This window comes from Aeromicrobium choanae, from assembly GCF_900167475.1.
GTDB lineage: Bacteria > Actinomycetota > Actinomycetes > Propionibacteriales > Nocardioidaceae > Aeromicrobium > Aeromicrobium choanae.
The window spans coordinates 396,235-414,013 of sequence record NZ_LT796768.1 but is presented as its reverse complement, the minus strand read 5'-3'; the positions used below and the strand labels follow the sequence as shown (position 1 = coordinate 414,013).

General features: G+C 70.7%; 18 protein-coding genes and 2 tRNA genes. 10 read left to right on the top strand and 10 right to left on the bottom strand.

The genetic code is table 11. The features are described 5' to 3' along the window. Positions 1–2 precede the first annotated feature (2 nt). Positions 3–935 carry a 1-aminocyclopropane-1-carboxylate deaminase/D-cysteine desulfhydrase gene (locus tag B5D60_RS01980; protein WP_078698593.1) on the bottom strand — a complete coding sequence of 311 codons (933 nt, stop codon included), beginning with the start codon at positions 933–935 and terminating at the stop codon, positions 3–5. 53 nt (positions 936–988) lie between these two features. Between B5D60_RS01980 and recO the strand changes: the two genes are divergently transcribed. After that, positions 989–1,717, top strand: a complete 729-nt coding sequence (gene recO, locus B5D60_RS01975) for a DNA repair protein RecO (RefSeq protein ID WP_078698592.1) — start codon at positions 989–991, stop codon at positions 1,715–1,717. Continuing rightward, entirely contained in the window at positions 1,717–2,472 is a 756-nt protein-coding gene (locus B5D60_RS01970) for an isoprenyl transferase (RefSeq protein WP_078698591.1), read from the top strand. Before recO ends, B5D60_RS01970 begins: the two co-directional genes overlap by 1 nt. Before the next feature lie 23 nt (positions 2,473–2,495). On the opposite strand, the gene B5D60_RS01965 is transcribed toward B5D60_RS01970, so the two are convergent. Next, a complete protein-coding gene (locus tag B5D60_RS01965; RefSeq protein WP_231948943.1) occupies positions 2,496–2,939 on the bottom strand; it encodes a MerR family transcriptional regulator in 444 nt (147 codons plus the stop codon). A 35-nt stretch (positions 2,940–2,974) separates the two neighbouring features. Between B5D60_RS01965 and B5D60_RS01960 the strand changes: the two genes are divergently transcribed. Genes B5D60_RS01960 through gltX form a run of 3 tightly spaced genes read left to right on the top strand, consistent with a single transcriptional unit; the run spans position 2,975 to position 6,084 of the window. Further along, complete coding sequence (locus B5D60_RS01960) at positions 2,975–3,832, top strand: NAD(P)/FAD-dependent oxidoreductase (protein ID WP_078698589.1); 858 nt, start codon at positions 2,975–2,977, stop codon at positions 3,830–3,832. 10 nt (positions 3,833–3,842) lie between these two features. Next, positions 3,843–4,622 carry a fumarylacetoacetate hydrolase family protein gene (locus B5D60_RS01955; protein WP_078698588.1) on the top strand — a complete coding sequence of 260 codons (780 nt, stop codon included), beginning with the start codon at positions 3,843–3,845 and terminating at the stop codon, positions 4,620–4,622. Continuing rightward, complete coding sequence (gltX, locus tag B5D60_RS01950) at positions 4,615–6,084, top strand: glutamate--tRNA ligase (RefSeq protein WP_078698587.1); 1,470 nt, start codon at positions 4,615–4,617, stop codon at positions 6,082–6,084. The genes B5D60_RS01955 and gltX overlap by 8 nt, the downstream gene beginning before the upstream one ends. A gap of 67 nt (positions 6,085–6,151) precedes the next feature. Here the strand turns inward: gltX and B5D60_RS01945 are convergent, their stop codons facing one another. The 3 genes from B5D60_RS01945 to B5D60_RS01935 all read right to left on the bottom strand — a co-directional run bounded on the left by B5D60_RS01945 (position 6,152) and on the right by B5D60_RS01935 (position 10,216). Next, positions 6,152–7,483, bottom strand: coding sequence for an MFS transporter (locus B5D60_RS01945; protein WP_078698586.1), 1,332 nt, complete (start codon positions 7,481–7,483; stop codon positions 6,152–6,154). A gap of 67 nt (positions 7,484–7,550) precedes the next feature. Further along, positions 7,551–9,209 carry a class I adenylate-forming enzyme family protein gene (locus B5D60_RS01940; RefSeq protein ID WP_078698585.1) on the bottom strand — a complete coding sequence of 553 codons (1,659 nt, stop codon included), beginning with the start codon at positions 9,207–9,209 and terminating at the stop codon, positions 7,551–7,553. Positions 9,210–9,388: 179 nt separating this feature from the next. After that, the gene (locus B5D60_RS01935; protein ID WP_172806229.1) at positions 9,389–10,216 is read right to left on the bottom strand and encodes a TetR family transcriptional regulator; all 828 of its coding nucleotides are present in this window, start codon (positions 10,214–10,216) and stop codon (positions 9,389–9,391) included. 57 nt (positions 10,217–10,273) lie between these two features. Here B5D60_RS01935 and B5D60_RS01925 point away from each other — a divergent pair, with 57 nt between their 5' ends. The 3 genes from B5D60_RS01925 to B5D60_RS01915 all read left to right on the top strand — a co-directional run bounded on the left by B5D60_RS01925 (position 10,274) and on the right by B5D60_RS01915 (position 12,191). Next, positions 10,274–11,890 (top strand): class I adenylate-forming enzyme family protein, encoded by a 1,617-nt coding sequence (locus tag B5D60_RS01925; RefSeq protein ID WP_078698583.1) that lies wholly within the window; start codon positions 10,274–10,276, stop codon positions 11,888–11,890. Between the two features lie 111 nt (positions 11,891–12,001). Beyond that, a tRNA-Gln gene (locus B5D60_RS01920) sits at positions 12,002–12,073 on the top strand. A gap of 42 nt (positions 12,074–12,115) precedes the next feature. Next, positions 12,116–12,191: transfer RNA gene (locus B5D60_RS01915), tRNA-Glu, on the top strand. Positions 12,192–12,348: 157 nt separating this feature from the next. On the opposite strand, the gene B5D60_RS01910 is transcribed toward B5D60_RS01915, so the two are convergent. From B5D60_RS01910 to B5D60_RS01900, 3 genes are all read right to left on the bottom strand, one after another. After that, the gene (locus B5D60_RS01910; protein ID WP_078698582.1) at positions 12,349–13,059 is read right to left on the bottom strand and encodes a hypothetical protein; all 711 of its coding nucleotides are present in this window, start codon (positions 13,057–13,059) and stop codon (positions 12,349–12,351) included. After that, positions 13,056–13,895 carry a hypothetical protein gene (locus B5D60_RS01905; RefSeq protein ID WP_197684370.1) on the bottom strand — a complete coding sequence of 280 codons (840 nt, stop codon included), beginning with the start codon at positions 13,893–13,895 and terminating at the stop codon, positions 13,056–13,058. The genes B5D60_RS01910 and B5D60_RS01905 overlap by 4 nt, the downstream gene beginning before the upstream one ends. 218 nt (positions 13,896–14,113) lie before the next feature. Beyond that, positions 14,114–14,704: a DUF1269 domain-containing protein gene (locus B5D60_RS01900; protein WP_078698580.1), complete on the bottom strand. Its 591-nt coding sequence runs from the start codon at positions 14,702–14,704 to the stop codon at positions 14,114–14,116. 212 nt (positions 14,705–14,916) lie between these two features. Between B5D60_RS01900 and B5D60_RS01895 the strand changes: the two genes are divergently transcribed. Continuing rightward, positions 14,917–16,005: a peptidoglycan-binding domain-containing protein gene (locus B5D60_RS01895; RefSeq protein WP_153302833.1), complete on the top strand. Its 1,089-nt coding sequence runs from the start codon at positions 14,917–14,919 to the stop codon at positions 16,003–16,005. A 91-nt stretch (positions 16,006–16,096) separates the two neighbouring features. On the opposite strand, the gene B5D60_RS01890 is transcribed toward B5D60_RS01895, so the two are convergent. Next, positions 16,097–16,612, bottom strand: a complete 516-nt coding sequence (locus B5D60_RS01890) for a MarR family winged helix-turn-helix transcriptional regulator (protein WP_197684369.1) — start codon at positions 16,610–16,612, stop codon at positions 16,097–16,099. Between the two features lie 83 nt (positions 16,613–16,695). Here B5D60_RS01890 and B5D60_RS01885 point away from each other — a divergent pair, with 83 nt between their 5' ends. Next, on the top strand, positions 16,696–17,334 hold the full coding sequence (locus tag B5D60_RS01885; protein WP_078698578.1) for an FMN-dependent NADH-azoreductase: 639 nt from the start codon (positions 16,696–16,698) through the stop codon (positions 17,332–17,334). A 9-nt stretch (positions 17,335–17,343) separates the two neighbouring features. On the opposite strand, the gene B5D60_RS01880 is transcribed toward B5D60_RS01885, so the two are convergent. Continuing rightward, entirely contained in the window at positions 17,344–17,691 is a 348-nt protein-coding gene (locus B5D60_RS01880) for an ArsR/SmtB family transcription factor (RefSeq protein WP_078698577.1), read from the bottom strand. Between the last annotated feature and the right edge of the window lie 88 nt (positions 17,692–17,779).

The following is a 17,779-nucleotide window of genomic DNA, read 5'->3' as shown; positions in this document are numbered from 1 at the left end:
CCTCAGACCAGGGCGGTGCGGTAGGCGAAGAGGGACGGCCCGCCGCCGGTGTGCATGAACACCGTGCGGCGGCGCAGCTCCGGATCGCTCGGGAGTGCTGCGTAGGCCTTGGCCGTGTAGACGGGGTCCAGGACGATCCCGGTGGTCGTGGCGAGGCGGCGGATCTCCCGCAGTCCCGCCTCCGACGGGATGCCGTAGCCGTCGCCGAACTGCGAGTCGTCGAGCACCCAGCGGTCGTCGTCGGGCACGGCCACGCCGAGCTCGTCGCACGTCTGCGTCAACAGGTCGCGCAACGCGGCCTCGGTCTGCTCGCGCGAGTGGTAGACGCACACGCCGCGCACCACGGTGTCCACGTCGGCCGCGGCCAGCCCGATCACCAGGCCCGCCATCGTGCCGCAGGTGGAGGCCGCCACCACGACCTCGTGCGGGTCGAACTCGAGCTGGCCGTAGAGCTCGAGCGCGGAGTCCACGTGGCCGAGCGTGCCGATGCGGTCCGATCCGCCCGGCATCACCACGGCGAGGTCGTCGCCGTGCTCGGCCATCAGCTCAAGCGCGAGGGCGCTCGCGGCGTCGTCGTCGGGCACGACGTGCCGCGTGGCCCCGTACAGCTCGGTGAGGAAGGCGTTGCCCGACGTCGTGTAGTCGGCGTCGGTGCGCGGTACGGCCTGCACGGCGACGGCCTCGAGCCGCAGGCCCAGCCGGGCGCACGCCGCGGCGGTGGCGCGCACGTGGTTCGACTGCAGGGCACCGAACGTGACCACGCGGCTCTGGCCGCGCGCGATCGCCGCCCCCAGCAGGAACTCGAGCTTGCGCACCTTGTTGCCGCCGAAGCCGAAGCCACTGAGGTCCTCGCGCTTCATCCACAGTCCGTCGACGTCGTGAAGGGGAGTGGGCCACACGCCGAGGTGGGCGCGCGGGCGATCGCTCAGGTCCATGGATCCGAGCGTGCCACACCGGCGAGCGACCGCGACTGGGGCAGAATGGAGCGGTGGGCACCTATCGCGACTCCGGTGTCGTCCTGCGCACCCAGAAGCTGGGCGAGGCCGACCGCATCGTCACGATGCTCACCCGCGGTCGCGGGGTCGTGAGGGCCGTGGGTCGCGGCGTGCGCAAGACCTCCAGTCGCTTCGGTGGCCGCCTCGAGCCCTCCATGCACGTCGACGTGCAGTTCGCCGAGGGCCGCTCGCTCGACGTCATCGCCCAGGTCGTCACGATCGATCCGTTCGCCTCGCACCTCGGCGCCGACTACGCGGCCTACACGGCGGGCACGGCGATGCTCGAGACCGCCGAGCGCCTCGTCGCCGACACCGCCGAGCCCTCCGTGCCGCAGTACCACCTGCTGGTGGGAGCGCTGCGCGCGCTGACCGAGCACCGCCAGCCGCCCGACGTCCTGCTCGACTCGTTCCAGCTGCGGTCGCTCGCGATCGCGGGCTACGCGCCCTCGTTCGACGGCTGCGCGCGGTGCGGACTCGAGGGACCGCACCGGCACTTCCACGCCGGCTCGGGCGGGATGCTGTGCGACGCCTGCCGCGTGCCCGGCTCGTCGGTGCCCTCGGCCACCACGGTCGCGTTGCTGGCGGCCCTGCTGGTGGGCGACTGGACGGCGGTCGGGCTGGCCGACGACCGCTCGCGCCGCGAGGCCGGCGGCATGGTCGCCAACTACCTGTCCTGGCACCTCGAGCGCGGACTGCGCTCCCTGGCCCACGTGGACCGCTGATGCCGCGCAAACCCACCCCGCACCCCTCGGGTGCCACCGCCCCGCGCCTCGCTCCCGGCCAGGTGCCGCAGCACGTCGCGATCGTGATGGACGGCAACGGCCGCTGGGCGCAGGAGCGCGGCCTGCCGCGCACCGAGGGCCACAAGGCCGGCGAGGCCGCCCTGTTCGACGTGGTCGAGGGCGCCATCGAGGTCGGCGTGAAGGCGGTCAGCGCCTACGCGTTCAGCACCGAGAACTGGAAGCGGTCGCCCGAGGAGGTCAAGTTCCTCATGGGCTTCAACCGCGACGTGATCCGCCGTCGCCGCGACGAGATGCACGAGTTGGGCGTCCGCGTGCGCTGGGCCGGTCGTCGCCCGCGGCTGTGGCGCAGCGTGATCCGCGAGCTCGAGGAGGCCGAGGAGCTGACGAAGCACAACACCGTCTGCACCCTCACGATGTGCGTCAACTACGGCGGTCGCGCCGAGATCGCCGATGCCGCCGCCGCGCTGGCCCGCGACGTGAAGGCGGGGCGCCTCAACCCCGAGAAGATCACCGAGGCCACCTTCGCGCGGTACCTCGACGAGCCGTGGATGCCCGACGTCGACCTGTTCTGGCGCACGTCCGGCGAGCAGCGCACCAGCAACTTCCTGCCGTGGCAGGCGGCCTACGCCGAGCTCGTGTTCAGCGACATCGCCTGGCCCGACGTCGACCGCCGCGCGCTGTGGGCCGCGGTCGAGGAGTACGCCACGCGTCAGCGCCGCTACGGCTCCGCCTGACCTCCCGCACGGGCTCGCGCCGCTCAGGCGGTGGCGGGGCCGTCGAGCGACCAGGGGGTCGTGCCGGCCAGCACGTCGGAGATGAAGCCCTGGAACCTCGGGCACTGCGTGATGTCGTGCGAGCGGCAGCGCAGGGCGTGCTCGGTCATCTCGCGCGACCGCTCCATCTCGCGCATCCTCCGGTCGAGGTCGGCGATGTGCGACTCGAGCACCTCGTGCCGTGACGGGGCCTCCTCGTCCAGCAGGACCGCGATCTGCTCGAGCGACATCCCGGCCGCCTTGCTGCGCAGGATGACCGCGATCCGCACGAGGTCGTCGTCGCCGTAGCGGCGCCGGTCGGCACCGTCACGCGCGGGCCGGAGCAGGCCCACGTCCTCCCAGTGCCGCAGCACGTGGGTCTCGATCCCGAACCGCGCGGCGACGTCCCCGATCGACTGACTTGACTTCATGTTGACCTGAAGTCGCACGCTCGTCTCGTTATTCCATTCGAGAGAGGAACACCATGTACGACGCACTCGTGATCGGCGGCGGCCCGGCGGGCCTGCAGGCCGCACTGACCCTCGGCCGCATGCACCGCACGGTCGCCCTGGTCGACTCGGGCCGCTACCGCAACGACACGGTCGAGCACGCCCACAACTTCCTGACCCACGACGGCCGCGCGCCCGAGGAGATCCGGCGCCTCGCCCGCGAGGACCTCGACGAGTACGACACGGTCGAGCTGCGCGAGACGACCGTCCACCGCGTGCGCGAGGAGGGCGACGGGTTCGTCGCCGAGACCGACGGCGGCACGATCGAGGCGCGCACGGTCGTCCTCGCGACCGGCCTGAAGGACGACCTGGCCGACATCCCCGGCCTGGAGGAGGCGTGGGGCAAGGAGGTCGCGGCCTGCCCCTTCTGCCACGGTCACGAGCTGGCCGGACGGGTCATCGGCCTGGTCGGCGACGGGCCTCACGTCCCGACGATGATCCAGATGCTCAGCCCCATCGGCTCGGAGGTCGTGCACTTCGCCGACGGCGAGGTGACCAAGATCGAGCGCACCGCCGACGGCGTGCTCGTCCACCGCGCCGCCGCCGACCCGGTCGCCGTGGCCGGACTCTTCGTGCACCCGACCTTCGCCCAGTCGGCGCCGTTCGCCGAGCAGCTGGGCCTCGAGATGCTGCCGTCCGGCTGCGTGCGGGTCGACGTCCTCGGCCAGACCAGCCGCCCGCGCGTGTTCGCGGCGGGGGACCTCGCCCACGTGGAGGCGCTGCCGATGCCGATGGCCTCGGTGCTCCTCGCCGCGGCCGCCGGACAGGTGGCCGGGTCGAGCGTCGTGCGGTTCCTCGCGGTCGAGTCGGCCGGACGGAGCGAGGCCCCGTAGTCTGGAGCCCATGCGCGTGGCCCGATTCGCCGGTGACGACGACCCCCGTTACGGGGTCGTCGGTGCCGATGGCGACACCCCCATCATCGCTCCCCTCAAGGGAGACCCCCTCTACGCTCCGCTGGAGCTGACCGGCGAGAAGCTGGCGCTGGAGGACGTCCGCCTGCTGGCGCCGGTCATCCCGCGCAGCAAGGTCGTGTGCGTCGGCAAGAACTACGTCGCGCACGCCGCCGAGATGGGCGGCAACGTGCCCGAGGAGCCGCTGATCTTCCTCAAGCCGAACACCTCGGTGATCGGCCCGGGCGAGCCGATCTTCTACCCGAAGCAGTCGCAGGACGTGCACTTCGAGGGCGAGCTCGCGATCGTCATCGGACGGATCTGCCGCAACCTGACGGCCGAGGACGCCCCGAAGGTGATCTACGGCTACACGGTGGCGAACGACGTCACGGCGCGCGACCTGCAGGCCAAGGACGGCCAGTGGGCCCGCGCGAAGGGCTTCGACACGTTCTGCCCGCTCGGGCCGTGGATCGAGACCGACTTCGACCCGTCCGACGTCCGCGTGCGCACGACGCTCAACGGCGAGACCAAGCAGGACGGGCGTACGTCGGACATGGTCTTCGACGTCACCACGATCCTGCAGTACGTGACCAGCTTCATGACCCTCCTGCCCGGCGACGTCGTCCTCACCGGCACGCCCGACGGCGTCGGCCCCATGCAGGCCGGCGACCACGTGGCCGTGACGATCGACGGCCTGGGCACCCTGACGAACCCGGTGGTGGCAGATGACTGAGACCCGTTGGACGACCGCGACCGGCAGCGACGTGGTCGCCCGGTTCTGCCCGTCCCCGACCGGCAACCCGCACGTGGGGATGGCGCGCACCGCGCTGTTCAGCTGGGCGTTCGCGCGCCACCACGGCGGCCGCTTCGTGTTCCGCATCGAGGACACCGACGCCAGCCGCGACTCGCAGGAGTCCTACGACCTGCTGCTCGACGTCATGCGGTGGCTGGGCCTGGACTGGGACGAGGGCGTCGAGGTCGGCGGCCCGAACGGTCCGTACCGCCAGAGCCAGCGCATGGACGTCTACGCCGACGTCGCGCAGCGCCTGATGGACGCCGGCTTCGCGTACAAGGCCTACGACACCGCCGAGGAGCTGGAGGAGCGCCGCAACGCCGCGCGCGCCGCCGGCCGCCCGAGCGGCTACGACGGCCTGCACCGCGACCTCACGCCCGAGCAGCAGGCGGCGTACGAGGCCGAGGGCCGCCAGGCGGTCATTCGCTTCAAGATGCCCGAGCGCGACTGGACCTTCGACGACCTCGTCCGCGGGGAGATCACCTTCGGCGCCGAGAACGTGCAGGACTTCGTCATCGTCCGCGCGAACGGCCAGCCGCTGTACACGCTGACCAACCCCGTCGACGACGCGCTGATGGGGATCACCCACGTGTTGCGCGGCGAGGACATTCTGTCGTCCACCCCGCGCCAGATGGCGCTGTACGAGGCGTTCGCCGAAATCGGCGTGGGCTCGGGCTTCACCCCGCGCTTCGGCCACCTGCCGTACGTGATGGGCTCGGGCAACAAGAAGCTCTCGAAGCGCGACCCCGAGTCGAACCTGCTCGGCTACCGCGACCAGGGCTTCCTGCCCGAGGGCCTGCTGAACTACCTCGCACTGCTCGGCTGGTCGATCGCCGAGGACCGCGACATCTTCTCGCTCGAGGAGATGGTGGCGGCGTTCGAGGTGGAGCGGGTCAACCCGAACCCCGCACGCTTCGACCTGAAGAAGTGCGAGGCGATCAACGGCGACCACGTGCGCCTGCTGTCGCCCGAGGAGTTCGTGCAGCGGCTGCTGCCGTACCTGCCTGAGGGCGTCGACGTCGACCTCGTCGCGCAGGCGGCACCGCTGGTGCAGGAGCGCAGCAACCTGCTGACCGAGGCCGCCGAGATGCTCGCGTTCCTGTTCGCCGGCGAGGAGTTCGCCGTCGACCCCGACGACGCCGCGAAGCAGCTCAACGAGGACGGCCTCGAGGTCGCCAAGGCGGCCCGCGAGGCGCTGGCCGGACTGGGGGAGTGGACCACCGAGTCGATCGAGGCGGCCCTGCGCCAGGCCCTGGTCGAGGAGCGCGGCCTCAAGCCGCGTCTCGCGTTCGGCCCGGTGCGCGTCGCTGTCACCGGTCGCCGCATCTCCCCGCCGCTGTTCGAGTCGATGGAACTGCTGGGACGCGAGGCCTCCCTGGCCCGTCTGGACGCGGTGCTCTAGACCCCGCACCGACGACGACGCGGTCCGCCCCCGAGGGGACGGACCGCGTCGTCGTTCAGTGGGTGGGTCAGACGCGGTCGGCCTCCGTGCCCATCTGCAGCGAGCGGATGTTGTCCTTCGCGTAGTAGCCCTTGAGCCCGACCAGCACGGCCACCAGGCCCACCGCGGCGAACAGGACGACGTAGTACGCCGGCGAGATCGGGTCCCCGGTCCGGGCGATCAGCCAGGTTGCGACGAGCGGTGCGGTGCCGCCGAGCAGGGCGAACGCCATGTTGTACGCCAGGGCGCTGGCCGTGTAGCGGATCTCCGGCTTGAACAGCTCCACCATCAGCACCGGGGTGACGAGGGCGACGCTGCCGGCGAAGATCGCGTACAGGCTCTGGCCCAGCATCGCGCTGCCCAGGCCGCCCGCGCCCATGATGTGGAACGACGGGATGGCGACGACGCCGAGGCCCACGGCGGCCACGATGCCCACGGGGCGACGGCCCCAGCGGTCGGCCGCCAGACCCGCGATGGGGCAGGCGATGGCGAAGACCACGAGCGCGACGATGTACGACGTCAGGGCGTCCGAGCGCTCGAGTCCGAGCTCCTCGGTGTTGTAGGCCACCATGTAGCCGCCGAGCAGGTAGAAGCTGACGGCCGTGACCATCGACCAGGCGAACAGCACCACCATGGGCTTCAGGCCGTCCTGGAAGGCGCGGACGATCGGCGGGTGCACGGCCTCGCGAGCCGCCTCCTTGACCGCCTCGAACTCGGGGGTCTCCTGGATCTTCAGGCGCAGGTACAGGCCGACCAGGCCGACCGGGCCGGCGATGAGGAACGGGATGCGCCAGCCCCAGCTCTCCAGGCTCGCCGTGTCCATCGCCTGCGTGACGATGAGGCCCACCGAGGCGCCGGCGGCGGTGCCGAGCGCGACCGAGACCGGGTTGACCGAGCCGAACAGCGCACGACGGTTCGAGGGCGCGTACTCGATGATGAAGCTGCTCGAGCCCGCGTACTCGCCGCCGGCCGAGAGGCCCTGCAGGATGCGCCAGGCCACGAGCAGGACCGGGGCGAGCAGCCCGATGGTCGCGTAGCTCGGGGTCAGGCCGATCGCGACGGTCGCGGCGGACATCAGCAGGACGGCGCCCGACAGGGCGGCGCGTCGGCCGACGCGGTCGCCGATGTTGCCGAAGATGACGCCGCCGATCGGCCGGGCCAGGAAGCCCACGGCGAAGGCCGCGAAGCCGGACAGGAGCGACGCCGTCGGGTTGTCACTGGGGAAGAACTTCATGCCGATGATGGTGATGAACTGGGCGTAGATGCCGAAGTCGAACCATTCGACGAAGTTGCCGATGCCGGCGGCGGATACGGCTTTCTTGCGTGCGCCGGCGATCTCGGCGGTCTTGAGGTCGGTCATGACCCGGGCCTTTCTGAAGTGGTTGAGTCGAGTGAGTCGGGGCGTGGGCAGGAGCCCACGCGAGGCGTCAGCGCAGCTCGCGACGCAGGATCTTGCCGGTGACGGACTGGGGGAGGCGGTCGAGGATCTGCACCTCGCGCGGGTACTTGTAGGCGGCCATCCGCTCCTTGCAGAACGCGATGAGCTCATCCGAGGTCGTGTGGGCGCCGGCGTGCAGGGCGACGAAGGCCCTCACCGTCTCGCCGCGGTACTCGTGCGCGACGCCGACGACCGCGGCCTCCTTGACGGCCGGGTGCGAGTAGAGCACGTCCTCGACCTCGCGTGGCCACACCTTGTAGCCGGAGGCGATGATCATGTCCTTCTTGCGGTCGACGATGAAGAACCAGCCGTCCGCGTCCATGAAGCCCATGTCCCCGGTGCGGAGCTCTCCGTCGACGATCGCCTCCGCGGTGGCCTCAGGATTCCTCCAGTAGCCGGGGATGACCTGCGGGCCCGAGGTGGCGAACTCGCCGATCTCCCCGACGGGGACCTCGACGCCGGCCTCGTCGACCACGCGCACGTGCGTGTTGAAGACCGGAAAGCCGACCGCGAGGGCTCCGGAGACCGGGTCGACGGGGGCCCGCAGGCCGCGCGGGACGCCGTGCGTGGGCGACGTCGTCTCCGTCATCCCGTAGAAGTTGTGGGCGTAGAACCCGAACTCCTCCTCGATGCGGTCGGCCACCGCGGGTGGGATCGGCGCACCGCCGGAGTAGACGACCTCGAGGGACGTGAAGTCGTCACGCGTCGCGCCGCCGGCGCTGGTCAGGGCGACCAGTGCGGTGATCGCGCCGATCGTGAAGAAGGGGCGGTGCTCGCGGATCGCGTCGAGCATCGAGTGCGGCTCGAAGCGGTGCGTCAGGACCAGTGGTCCAGCAAGCAGCATCGAGAGGGTGGCGTGCCCGACGAGTCCGGTGATGTGGAACAGCGGCGCGATGGCCAGGACGCCGGCACCCTCGGGAAGATCCATCCAGTCGCGGTAGACCTGCGTGTTGAACGCCATGGCGCCGTGGGTGTTCATGGCGCCCTTGGGCAGGCCGGTCGTGCCCGAGGTGTAGGTGAGGACGGCGACGCTGTCGCGGTCCAGGTCGGGGGAGGGGGCACGGCGTCCGGCGTGCGTCGTCGCGAGATCGGTGAGGCGCAGTGTCCCGTTCGTGTCGACGGGGTCGGAGTCGAGCACGCGTGCGTCGTTCCGGCTCTGGAAGTCGGTCGCCGACGTCGTGATCACCGTGGAGACGGAGGTCCGCCCGGACTCCACGACCTCGCGAGCCACCGAGTCGTAGAGGTCGTCGAGGGTGAGCAGGGCAACGGCACCGGAATCGCGTAGCAGGTTGTCGACCTCGCGCTGCTTGTTCATCGGGTTGATGAGGACGGCGATGCCGCCGGCCTTCCATGCCGCGACCAGGCCGAGCAGGAAGGCCGGGTCGTTCTGGAGGTAGAGGGCCAGCCGGTCGCCAGGACGGAAGTCACGCTCGACCAGTGCTGCCGCCATGGCGTCGGTCAGGGAGTCGACCTCCGCGTAGGTGAGGATGCCGTCGAAGTAGCGGATGGCGGGTGCGTCGGCGCTTCGGGCGACGGCGGCGGAGAACATCTCCAGGCACGTGCCGTACTCGGGCGTGATGGTCGCCGGCTTGCCGTCCGGGTAGCCGGAGAGCCACGGGGGACGGGTCGGGGTGACGGAGTCGGGCATCGGGGGATCCTCGTGACCTGGTCGGACGGTGCTCGCTTGGGGCTGAACCCTGGTGCTGAACACAGCGAACGACCGTTCGGGTGTGACGCAAGGAACATTAATCACGGCTCGCCAGGCGACAAAACCGTCGCCACCGAGTTCAGTTGTTCAGTTCAGCGGACCTGAACTCGGGGCATTCGTCAGGGCCGCAGGACTGCCTGGGCGAGAGTCACAGGAAGGGCGCTTCTGCCTCGGATCCCGGGCGGGATCAGCCACGAGACCCCAGCGAGGCGCAGGACGGCTGCGCTGAACTCGTCTGCCGACATCGGGGCGGCGGCCGACGTGTTCAGGGCCTCGTCGGCATGAACCCTCAGCGTGTCGTAGATGGTGCGGCTGCGAGCGGTGATGCGACTGCTCTCGGGCTCGTCGAGGCTGCGAAGCTCCGAGTCGGCCACGCTCGAGAGCTCAGGATGCTGGTCGCGGAAGACGCTGACCGCCTCGACGATGTTCACCACGCGATCGTGGGGCGACGTGCCGTCGGCGGCGGCCGCGGCGACGCGCGCCTGCAGCTCGTCGAGCAGCAGGTCGTAGACGGACACCAGGATGCTGTGCTTGCTCCGGTGGTGGTGGTAGACGCCGGCGACGCTCAGCTGGGCCGTCGCCGCGATCGCCCGCATGGTCGCTCCGTGGTACCCCGCTTCGTGGAACACCGTGACGGCGGCGGCGGTAACGTTGTCCAGGCGGATCGTCGACGAGGCGCGCCATGGACGCGACCGCTCCTGCGGCGCGGACCCCGCCGGTGCTCGCGATGGAGGCTGCATGACCAGATGGGCGGTCTCGGTGCCCAGCGCCGAGGCGATCTGCGAGAGGCGAGCGATGCTGACGCCCACCTTGTCGTTCTCGATCGCGCTCATCGTCCCGGCGCTGACCTGGATGGAGCCGGCGAGGTCCCGCAGCGTGATGCCGGCGGCCTGGCGAGCCCGCCTGATCGCGACGCCGACGGTGGGAGTTCCGGGCGACTGCGTCACACAGCGGACTCTACCGACCGACCCGGTGCTCACCCCGGGACCGCGAGGGCAGGAGCCATGAGCGCGGACGGCCAGCGGCCGTGGGTCGCGTGGTACCCCGAGGGCGACGTCGAGCTCGACACCTCGGGCACGACCCTGATGGACCACTTCGACGCCACGGTCGCGCGGCACCCGGGCCGGATCGCGGTTCGCTACTTCGAGGGAGCGATCACCTACGGCGAGCTCGACACCATGGCCGACGCCCTGGCGGCCCACCTGCGCAGCGCGGGACTGGGCCCCGGGTCCACGGTGGCGCTGCTGCTGCAGAACAACCCGGCCTTCCTCGTCGCGATGGTGGCTGCGTGGAGACTCGGAGCCGTCGCCGCGCCCCTGTCTCCGCTGGCCACCTCGCCCGAGCTCAGCCACCTCCTCGACGAGTGCGGCGCCGACGCCGTCGTGATCCTCGACGAGCTGATCCACCTGCACGGCTCCCGGGTGTCGCGGCTGCGTGACCTGCCGGTGATCGTGACGTCCCAGTCGGACTTCGGCGACGCCTCGGTGGCCGCCTTCGGGGCCGAGGATGCGGCCACGTCCTTCGCCCGCATCGTGGCGGCCCCGGCGGATCGCGTCCGCGTGACGGTCGATCCGCAGGCACCGGCGGTGTTCGTGCCGACGTCGGGGACGACGGGGATGTCGAAGTTCACCGTCAACTCGCACGCGAACCTGGAGTTCGGCGCATCGGTGTACCGGCAGTGGGCCCGTCTGCGGGACGGTGCCGTCGTCCTGGGTCTGAGTCCGATCTTCCACGTGACCGGCCTGATCGGGCACGTCGCGCTCACCTTGCGGATCGGGGGCACCCTGGTGCTGACCCACCGGGTACGCCCTGAGCTCATCATCGAGGCGATCCGCCGCCATCGTCCCGAGTTCACGATCGCGGTGATCACGGCCTACATCGGCCTGGCGGACCTGCCGGACGTCAGTGCAGAGGACTTCGCGAGCTTCCGCGAGCTCTGGTCCGGTGGCGCGCCCATCGAACCCGGCGTCGCCGAACGGCTGGGGAAGCGCTTCGGCCGGCCGATCCACAACGTGTACGGCCTCACGGAGGCGACGTCGGCCGTGGCGGCCGTGCCGCGGGGGCTGCGGACGCCGGTGGACGAGGACACCCGCACGCTCTCGATCGGGATCCCGGTCCACCACACGACGGTCCGCATCGTGGGCGAGGACGGTGCCGAGCTGCCGGCCGGCGCCGTGGGGGAGATCGTCGTGTCGGGGCCTCAGGTGGCCGCGGGCTACCTGGACAAGCCGATCTCCACGGCGGAGGTGTTCGGCGGTGGCAGGCTCCGGACCGGTGACGTGGGCTTCATGGACCCCGACGGGTGGTTCTACGTGATCGATCGCAGCAAGGACATGATCAGCGCGAGCGGCTTCAAGGTCTGGCCGCGCGAGATCGAGGCGGCGCTGATGACCCACCCGCACGTCCGCGAGGCCGCGGTCGTCGCCATCCCCGACCAGTACCGCGGGCAGTCGCCGAAGGCGTACGTGGTGCTCGAGCCCGACGCCTCCGTGTCGGAGTACGAGCTCATCGAGTTCAGCCGCTCGATCCTGGCGCCGACCAAGTACCCGCGTGAGGTGGAGTTCGTGGCGGAGCTCCCGCGGACGGCCACGGGGAAGATCCGGCGCTCCGCCTTGGGGTGAGCCGTCGGAGACGGCGACTCGCGCGGCCCGGTTTGGGCAGTCGGGGAGGTGTCCGGTAAAGTCATCTCTTGGTTCGGAGCGCTGCCGCGAGGCAGGGATCCGATACCCCCATGGGGTATGGTGTAATTGGCAACACAGCGGTTTCTGGTACCGCCATTCTAGGTTCGAGTCCTAGTACCCCAGCGAGGACGCACTGGAGTCGATCTGGTAGCGTTTCTCATCGCTGGCCCCGTTGTGTAGCGGCCTAGCACGTCGCCCTCTCAAGGCGGTAGCGCGGGTTCGAATCCCGTCGGGGCTACCAGCGAAAAGGCCCCCGATCCTCGGATCGGGGGCCTTTTTCACGCTCGGTGGGGGCCCCGGGTGCCACCCATCTTTCGACCTTCGGGTCGCCCCGGCGGCACCTTGGTACCAAGATCCGGTGCGGCTGGCCTCTCCGCTTCCGTTACGGGATGAGTGCGCTAGAGGGCGTGCGAGTCGGGCACGAGGCCGGTGGCGCCATCCCAGGAACCGTGCTCGGACAGCGGCCGGAATCGAAAGGTCGCGAACTCATGGTGGAAGTCGCGGCGTTCGCGTTCGCGCATGGCATCCGCGTGCCGCGTCGGGTCGGGCACGCTCGAGCGACCGTGAACCATCTCCAGCATCTGACGCGTGCTGTGCCAGACCGTGAAGGTCGAGATCGTCCGTGGTGGACGAAAGGCGGCGACGGCGAGACTGACGCCGGGATGGTCGCGAACGAGGCGCTCCACGGGCCTGCCGTGGCGGAGAAAGCGAGGAATCTCCGGCGTCCGCATCCGGGCCAGTGTGACCGCCACGACCTGCTTGTCCTGATCCCAGGTGCCGGATCGAACAGGCAGCCCGGGAAACGCGGCAAGGCTCGACCAGCGGCGCAGGTACTCCATCCGCACGTGCCATCCGGCGGCGAGGGAGGGGCCCAGCGGGTCGCGGACCAGGAACCGATCGAGGGCCGCTTCCTCCTGCCACTGCGCGAAGACGGCCAGCCTTCGCAGCTGAAGTCGGTCGGGCGACACCACCGGCGCGCCGAGCCGCATGAGCGACAGGCACTCGAGGTGATCGAGTCCTGGCGCGGTGGCCGGTGTGGGCGGGCGCAGCAGCGCCCTGGCTCCAGTCCTGCGAGAGACCTCGGCGAGGTGAAAGCTGTGGATCGTCATGACGCACGGTCCAGCCTGTAGTGCAGTCGCAGGGCCGCTGCACCCCAGACCCGCAGCTCGTGGTCAGTGCGCAGCACTCCGTGCGGATCGACGTAGACGCGGAACGTCTCGTGCAGCGGGACTCGTGCCGCGTGCGCGCCGGCTCCGCGTACGACGACGTAGGCTCCGTTCTCCCCGAAGCTGCCGCGAGGCGACTCCAGGAGGAGTCCTCCGTCGGCGGTGACCGAAGGGCGCAGGAACACCTGGAGGTTGCCTGACTCCAGAGGGAACGCCACATGGACGCTCGGGCTCTCGGCACCCGGGAGCGTCCGCGCGGAGTAGGCGCCGCTGAACACCGTCCGACCGCTCTCGCGCAGGGTTCGAGTCCAGGCGGACGCGATCTGGACGCCGTCGTGGTTTCGTACCGGCGTGACGCGGCTGTCCATGCCGTGCGCGACGTCGAGCGGACGCATCGGCAGGGCAAGCTGCTCGACGCGACGGCCCCACAACCGCGAGACCATCTCGCCGGCCGGCCAGAACACTGGGGTCCATCCTGACCACACGTCCATCCGCCACGTCGAGGTGTGCTCGTAGAAGTCGCGGATCAACGGGTTCAGCCGGTCCGCCGCGAATCCGGGACCGTCCAGGACGGACATGGACGGCAGCAGTCCGGCGTCGGGGTCATCAGCTCCCAGCACGCCGCCGTGCCGTGCTGCCTCCGCGCCGATCCACTCCGTGCCCACCCGTGCCGAGGAGCTCACCGGCGCATCCAGCCACTGCTCGGAGCCGTCGAGATCGACGCGACGGCCCGTGAGCTGCCAGAAGCTTCGGGACGCGAGGTCAAGCACGTGGGGCACGACCGCATTGTGCCCCATCCGCGCCAAGGTGTGCTCGTGTCCCGATATCCGCATCCTGCTGCGGTGAGCATGCGGATGCTGGAAGGTTTGCGCTACCGGATCCGGCAGTGAGGGAGGTCTTGCGATGGACCGTGCGAGTCGCCTGCGGCGGAGTCCGTCGTCGGTTCGTGGCGCGTTCGCTGCGTCCTACGCCCTCACGCTGATCAGGCCGCCGTGGCTCAGGCCTTCTCGCTCTCCGAGTCGGACTCGGCTTCCTTCGCCGCGGCCTTGATGTCGCGGGCCGCCACGTCGTCGACCGCGGACTCCACGATGGCGTCGGCGAGCGCGAGGGCCTTGCGGATCTCGACGGCACCGGGGTCCGAGACGAGCGCCACGATCCCTGAGTGTCCCGGCTGGATGGCGGCCTCCAGCTCGTCGGACAGCTCGCTGCGGTTGCGCAGCTGACGGGCCTTGCCCACCGCCGCGCCCATGGCGCCCACCGCAGCGGCACTCCCGATGATCGAGGGCGGGAAGACCAGGCCCAGGGCCACTCCGCCGACCAGTCCCCAGGTGAGGCCGCGTCGGGTGCTGTGGTCGGTGGCCTTCTGGATCTCCAGCTTGCCGTCGGCCTCCCGCTTCACGACGATGACTCCCTCGAGCTCCACCGAACGACCGTCCTCCACCGACTTGAGCGACTCGTAGGCCTGCCAGGCGGTGCTGGTGTCGGAGAAGTCGGCGATGAAGAGCGTGTACGCGCCGTCGGTGACGGCCGCGGCGACGACCTCGGTCTCGCTCGTGGTCTCGGCGTCGGTGTTCTGGTTCTCTGACATGGGTTCTCCTCGGGTGGATGGAGCGCGGAGTCCCGACGCTAGTTCACGACGGGGGCAGGCGACCTCATCCCGCAGGACCGTTGTCGAAGGTCCCCGGGCCCGCTACGTTGACCGCGGAAGCCAGGAGGCCCGCCATGCCACGAGTCGCGAGACGACGAGACGCCCGCCTTCTTCGCACGCCGGTGGCACTCGCCGCGGCAGGTGCAGCGCTGATGCTCACCCTGGCGGGCTGTGGCGAGGGTGACGGAGACGATCCGGTGAAGGCTGCGGAGGCCCGCGTCCAGGCCAAGGAGAAGGCCCTCGCCGACGCGAAGGCCGAATTTGCGGAGCAGTCCGAGGAATTCTGCGACGCGAGCGAGGACTACATCACCTCGCTCGACCGCTACGGCGACGTGCTGACCGAGACCACCACCACCGTCGGCGACGTCCGGGACGCGGGGGCCGAGCTCGAGCAGCCCCGCGCCGAGGCGATGGACGGGGCGGAGGCGGCCGTCGACGCGCAGCGGGCCGTCGCGGACGCGAGGCAGGAGCTGGCCGAGGCCGAGGCGGCGCTGGCCGTCGCGAAGGACCCGTCCGCGAAGACCACGGCCCCGGCGTCGAGCAGTCCCGACCCGCTGGCGCCCGCAGCCACGGTCGATCGCGTCGAGCAGGCGGAGTCGCAGTTCGCCACCGCGCAGGAGGGCATCACGGACGCGACCCCGCTGGCGCAGGCATCGGAGCAGTTCAACGCCGCCGCCGTGGCCCTCGAGCTGTCGTGGTTGCGGCTCTTCGCGGATGCCGGCTGCCTCACCGACGAGCAGGCGGTGCAGGCCGAGTCCGCGGTTCGCGAGTACACCACGACGCTCCAACGGTCGCTGTCCGAGGCGGGTCACTTCGACGGCGAGGTCGACGGCGTCTACGGCCCGGCGACGGTCGACGCCGTCAAGGCCCTGCAGGAGGCCAGCGGCCTGCCGGTGACCGGAGTGGTCGACAAGGCGACCGCTGCCGCGCTCCAGGCCGACCTCGCCGCGCAGGGCGGGGCGAGCGCCCAGGAGGACACGGCCTCCACGGCCGCGCTCCAGCAGACCCTCAGGCTCGCCGGATTCTGGGACGGGCCGGTCGACGGGGAGTGGACGCCCGAGCTGACCGAGGCCCTCGAGGACTTCCAGGACGAGCTCGACGTCGAGCCGACCGGCACCGTCGACGCGGCCACGATCACGGCGCTGGAGAAGGCGATCGCCGAGGCTCAGGAGGCCGACGAGGAGTCCCCGGGCCGCACCTCCGCCACCGCGAGCCCGTCGGCCAGTCCTCCGTCCGACTAGCGAGCGCCGCGACTCCGGCTGGACGGACAGCACGGCCGGGCGCTGGTCCCTGGCGACACCTTGGCACCGAGCCCCGTCCACGCGGGGCGGTTCAGCAGGTGGCGTCCTCGGTGCAGGTCTCGGCCGTGCGCTCCTGGGCCGCCGCGGCGATCGCGCGGGCCGCATCGCCGAGCACCGTCAGCTGCTCGTCGGTGAGTACGTCGATCACGAGGCGGCGCACCTCGCGCACGTGCGCGGGCGCGATGGCCTCGATCTTCGCCAGGCCGGACTCGGTGAGTCGGGCGCGCATGCGGCGGCCGCCGGTCTCCGCGGGGCACCGCTCGACCCAGCCGGCCTTCTCCAGGCGCGTGAGCGCGTGTGAGAGTCGCGAGAGCGAGCCGCGCGCCTCCTCTGCCAGCACCGACAGACCGATCGTGTGGCCGGGGGACTGCGACAGGGTGGCGAGCACCTGGTACTCGTAGGTGTTCACACCGGCGTCCCGCTTGAGCTGTGCGTCGATCGCGGTCGGCAGGGTCGCGAGCATGCCGAACAGCGAGCGCCACTGCTGCTGCTGGTCGTCGCTCAGCCACGGCACGTCGGTCTCGGTGGCGCTCGTGTCGTTGATCACAGGAGAAGTCTACCCGGTCACTTGAACATTCAAGTCGAATGCGTAGACTGACTTGAACATTCAAGTTCACCTGAGGAGAACCCATGTCCCTGCTTCGTGTCGATGCCAGCATCCAGGGCCCGATGTCCGCCAGCAGTGCGCTGGCCGACGTCGTGGTCGACGAGTTCGTCGCCGCCCGCCCCGAGGTGCCGGTGGTGCGCCGTCACCTCGGACGGGAGCCGCTGCCGGCCGACGTCTGGGCGGGAGCCGTCGGCGGTGGCTTCACTCCGGAGGAGAACCGCAGTCCCGCCCAGCGCGAGGCGATCGTCGTCGCCGGCCAGGTGGCCGCCGAGCTGCAGCAGGCCTCGATGGCCGTCCTCGCGCTGCCGCTCTACAACTTCGGCATCTCCCAGCACGCCAAGACCTGGATCGACGTCGCCCTGGCCGGCGCGCCGCAGGGCACGCGGCTGCTCGAGGGGACGCCGACGGTCCTGGTGACCACCCGTGGCGGCGCCTACGGACCCGGCACCCCGCGCGAGGGCTGGGACCACAACACCGACTTCCTGCGCCGCATCCTCGTCGACATCTGGGGCGCCGACCTGACCGTGGTCGAGCGCGAGTTCACCCTCGTCGGCGTGAACCCGGCTCTCGACGAGTTCACCGAGATGGCGTCGATGATGCGCAAGGCCGCCGAGGAGGCCGCTGCGACGGCAGGCGCGACGCTCGCGGCTCGGGCGGCCTGACGGCCCGGACTAGGGCGTGAGGGCGGCGCCGAGCGACGCGAGGGTCTCGTCGACCACGCGGTAGAAGGCCCAGCGGCCTCGCTGCTCGCGCGTCACGAGGCCGGCGTCGACCAGCTGCTTCATGTGATGCGAGACCGTGGGCTGGGAGAGTCCGACCGGCTCGGTCAGGTCGCAGATGCAGGCCTCGCGGTCCGCGCCGGCCGCGATGATCGACAGCAGCCGGACGCGCGTGGGGTCGCCGAGCGCCTTGAACATCTTCGCGAGGCGCTGCGCCTCCTCGGCATCGAGCACGCCGCCGGTCACGGGGGAGCAGCAGGCGCCGTCGTCCAGCAGGGGGAGTGCCGTGCGCGTGGTCATGGACCCATCCTGCCAGACGTATTGACAAACGTCGATACATCGAAGAATCTCGATACATCGACATCCGCCGATACGACATGGATGCACG

Bases quoted from the DNA above. Each gene is read 5' to 3' on its own strand.
- B5D60_RS01980 (WP_078698593.1), bottom strand. From the start codon at position 935: ATGGACCTGAGCGATCGCCCGCGCGCCCACCTCGGCGTGTGGCCCACT.
- B5D60_RS01970 (WP_078698591.1), top strand. From the start codon at position 1,717: ATGCCGCGCAAACCCACCCCGCACCCCTCGGGTGCCACCGCCCCGCGC.
- B5D60_RS01960 (WP_078698589.1), top strand. From the start codon at position 2,975: ATGTACGACGCACTCGTGATCGGCGGCGGCCCGGCGGGCCTGCAGGCC.
- B5D60_RS01955 (WP_078698588.1), top strand. From the start codon at position 3,843: ATGCGCGTGGCCCGATTCGCCGGTGACGACGACCCCCGTTACGGGGTC.
- gltX (WP_078698587.1), top strand. From the start codon at position 4,615: ATGACTGAGACCCGTTGGACGACCGCGACCGGCAGCGACGTGGTCGCC.
- B5D60_RS01945 (WP_078698586.1), bottom strand. From the start codon at position 7,483: ATGACCGACCTCAAGACCGCCGAGATCGCCGGCGCACGCAAGAAAGCC.
- B5D60_RS01940 (WP_078698585.1), bottom strand. From the start codon at position 9,209: ATGCCCGACTCCGTCACCCCGACCCGTCCCCCGTGGCTCTCCGGCTAC.
- B5D60_RS01925 (WP_078698583.1), top strand. From the start codon at position 10,274: ATGAGCGCGGACGGCCAGCGGCCGTGGGTCGCGTGGTACCCCGAGGGC.
- B5D60_RS01910 (WP_078698582.1), bottom strand. From the start codon at position 13,059: ATGACGATCCACAGCTTTCACCTCGCCGAGGTCTCTCGCAGGACTGGA.
- B5D60_RS01900 (WP_078698580.1), bottom strand. From the start codon at position 14,704: ATGTCAGAGAACCAGAACACCGACGCCGAGACCACGAGCGAGACCGAG.
- B5D60_RS01895 (WP_153302833.1), top strand. From the start codon at position 14,917: ATGCTCACCCTGGCGGGCTGTGGCGAGGGTGACGGAGACGATCCGGTG.
- B5D60_RS01885 (WP_078698578.1), top strand. From the start codon at position 16,696: ATGTCCCTGCTTCGTGTCGATGCCAGCATCCAGGGCCCGATGTCCGCC.
- B5D60_RS01880 (WP_078698577.1), bottom strand. From the start codon at position 17,691: ATGACCACGCGCACGGCACTCCCCCTGCTGGACGACGGCGCCTGCTGC.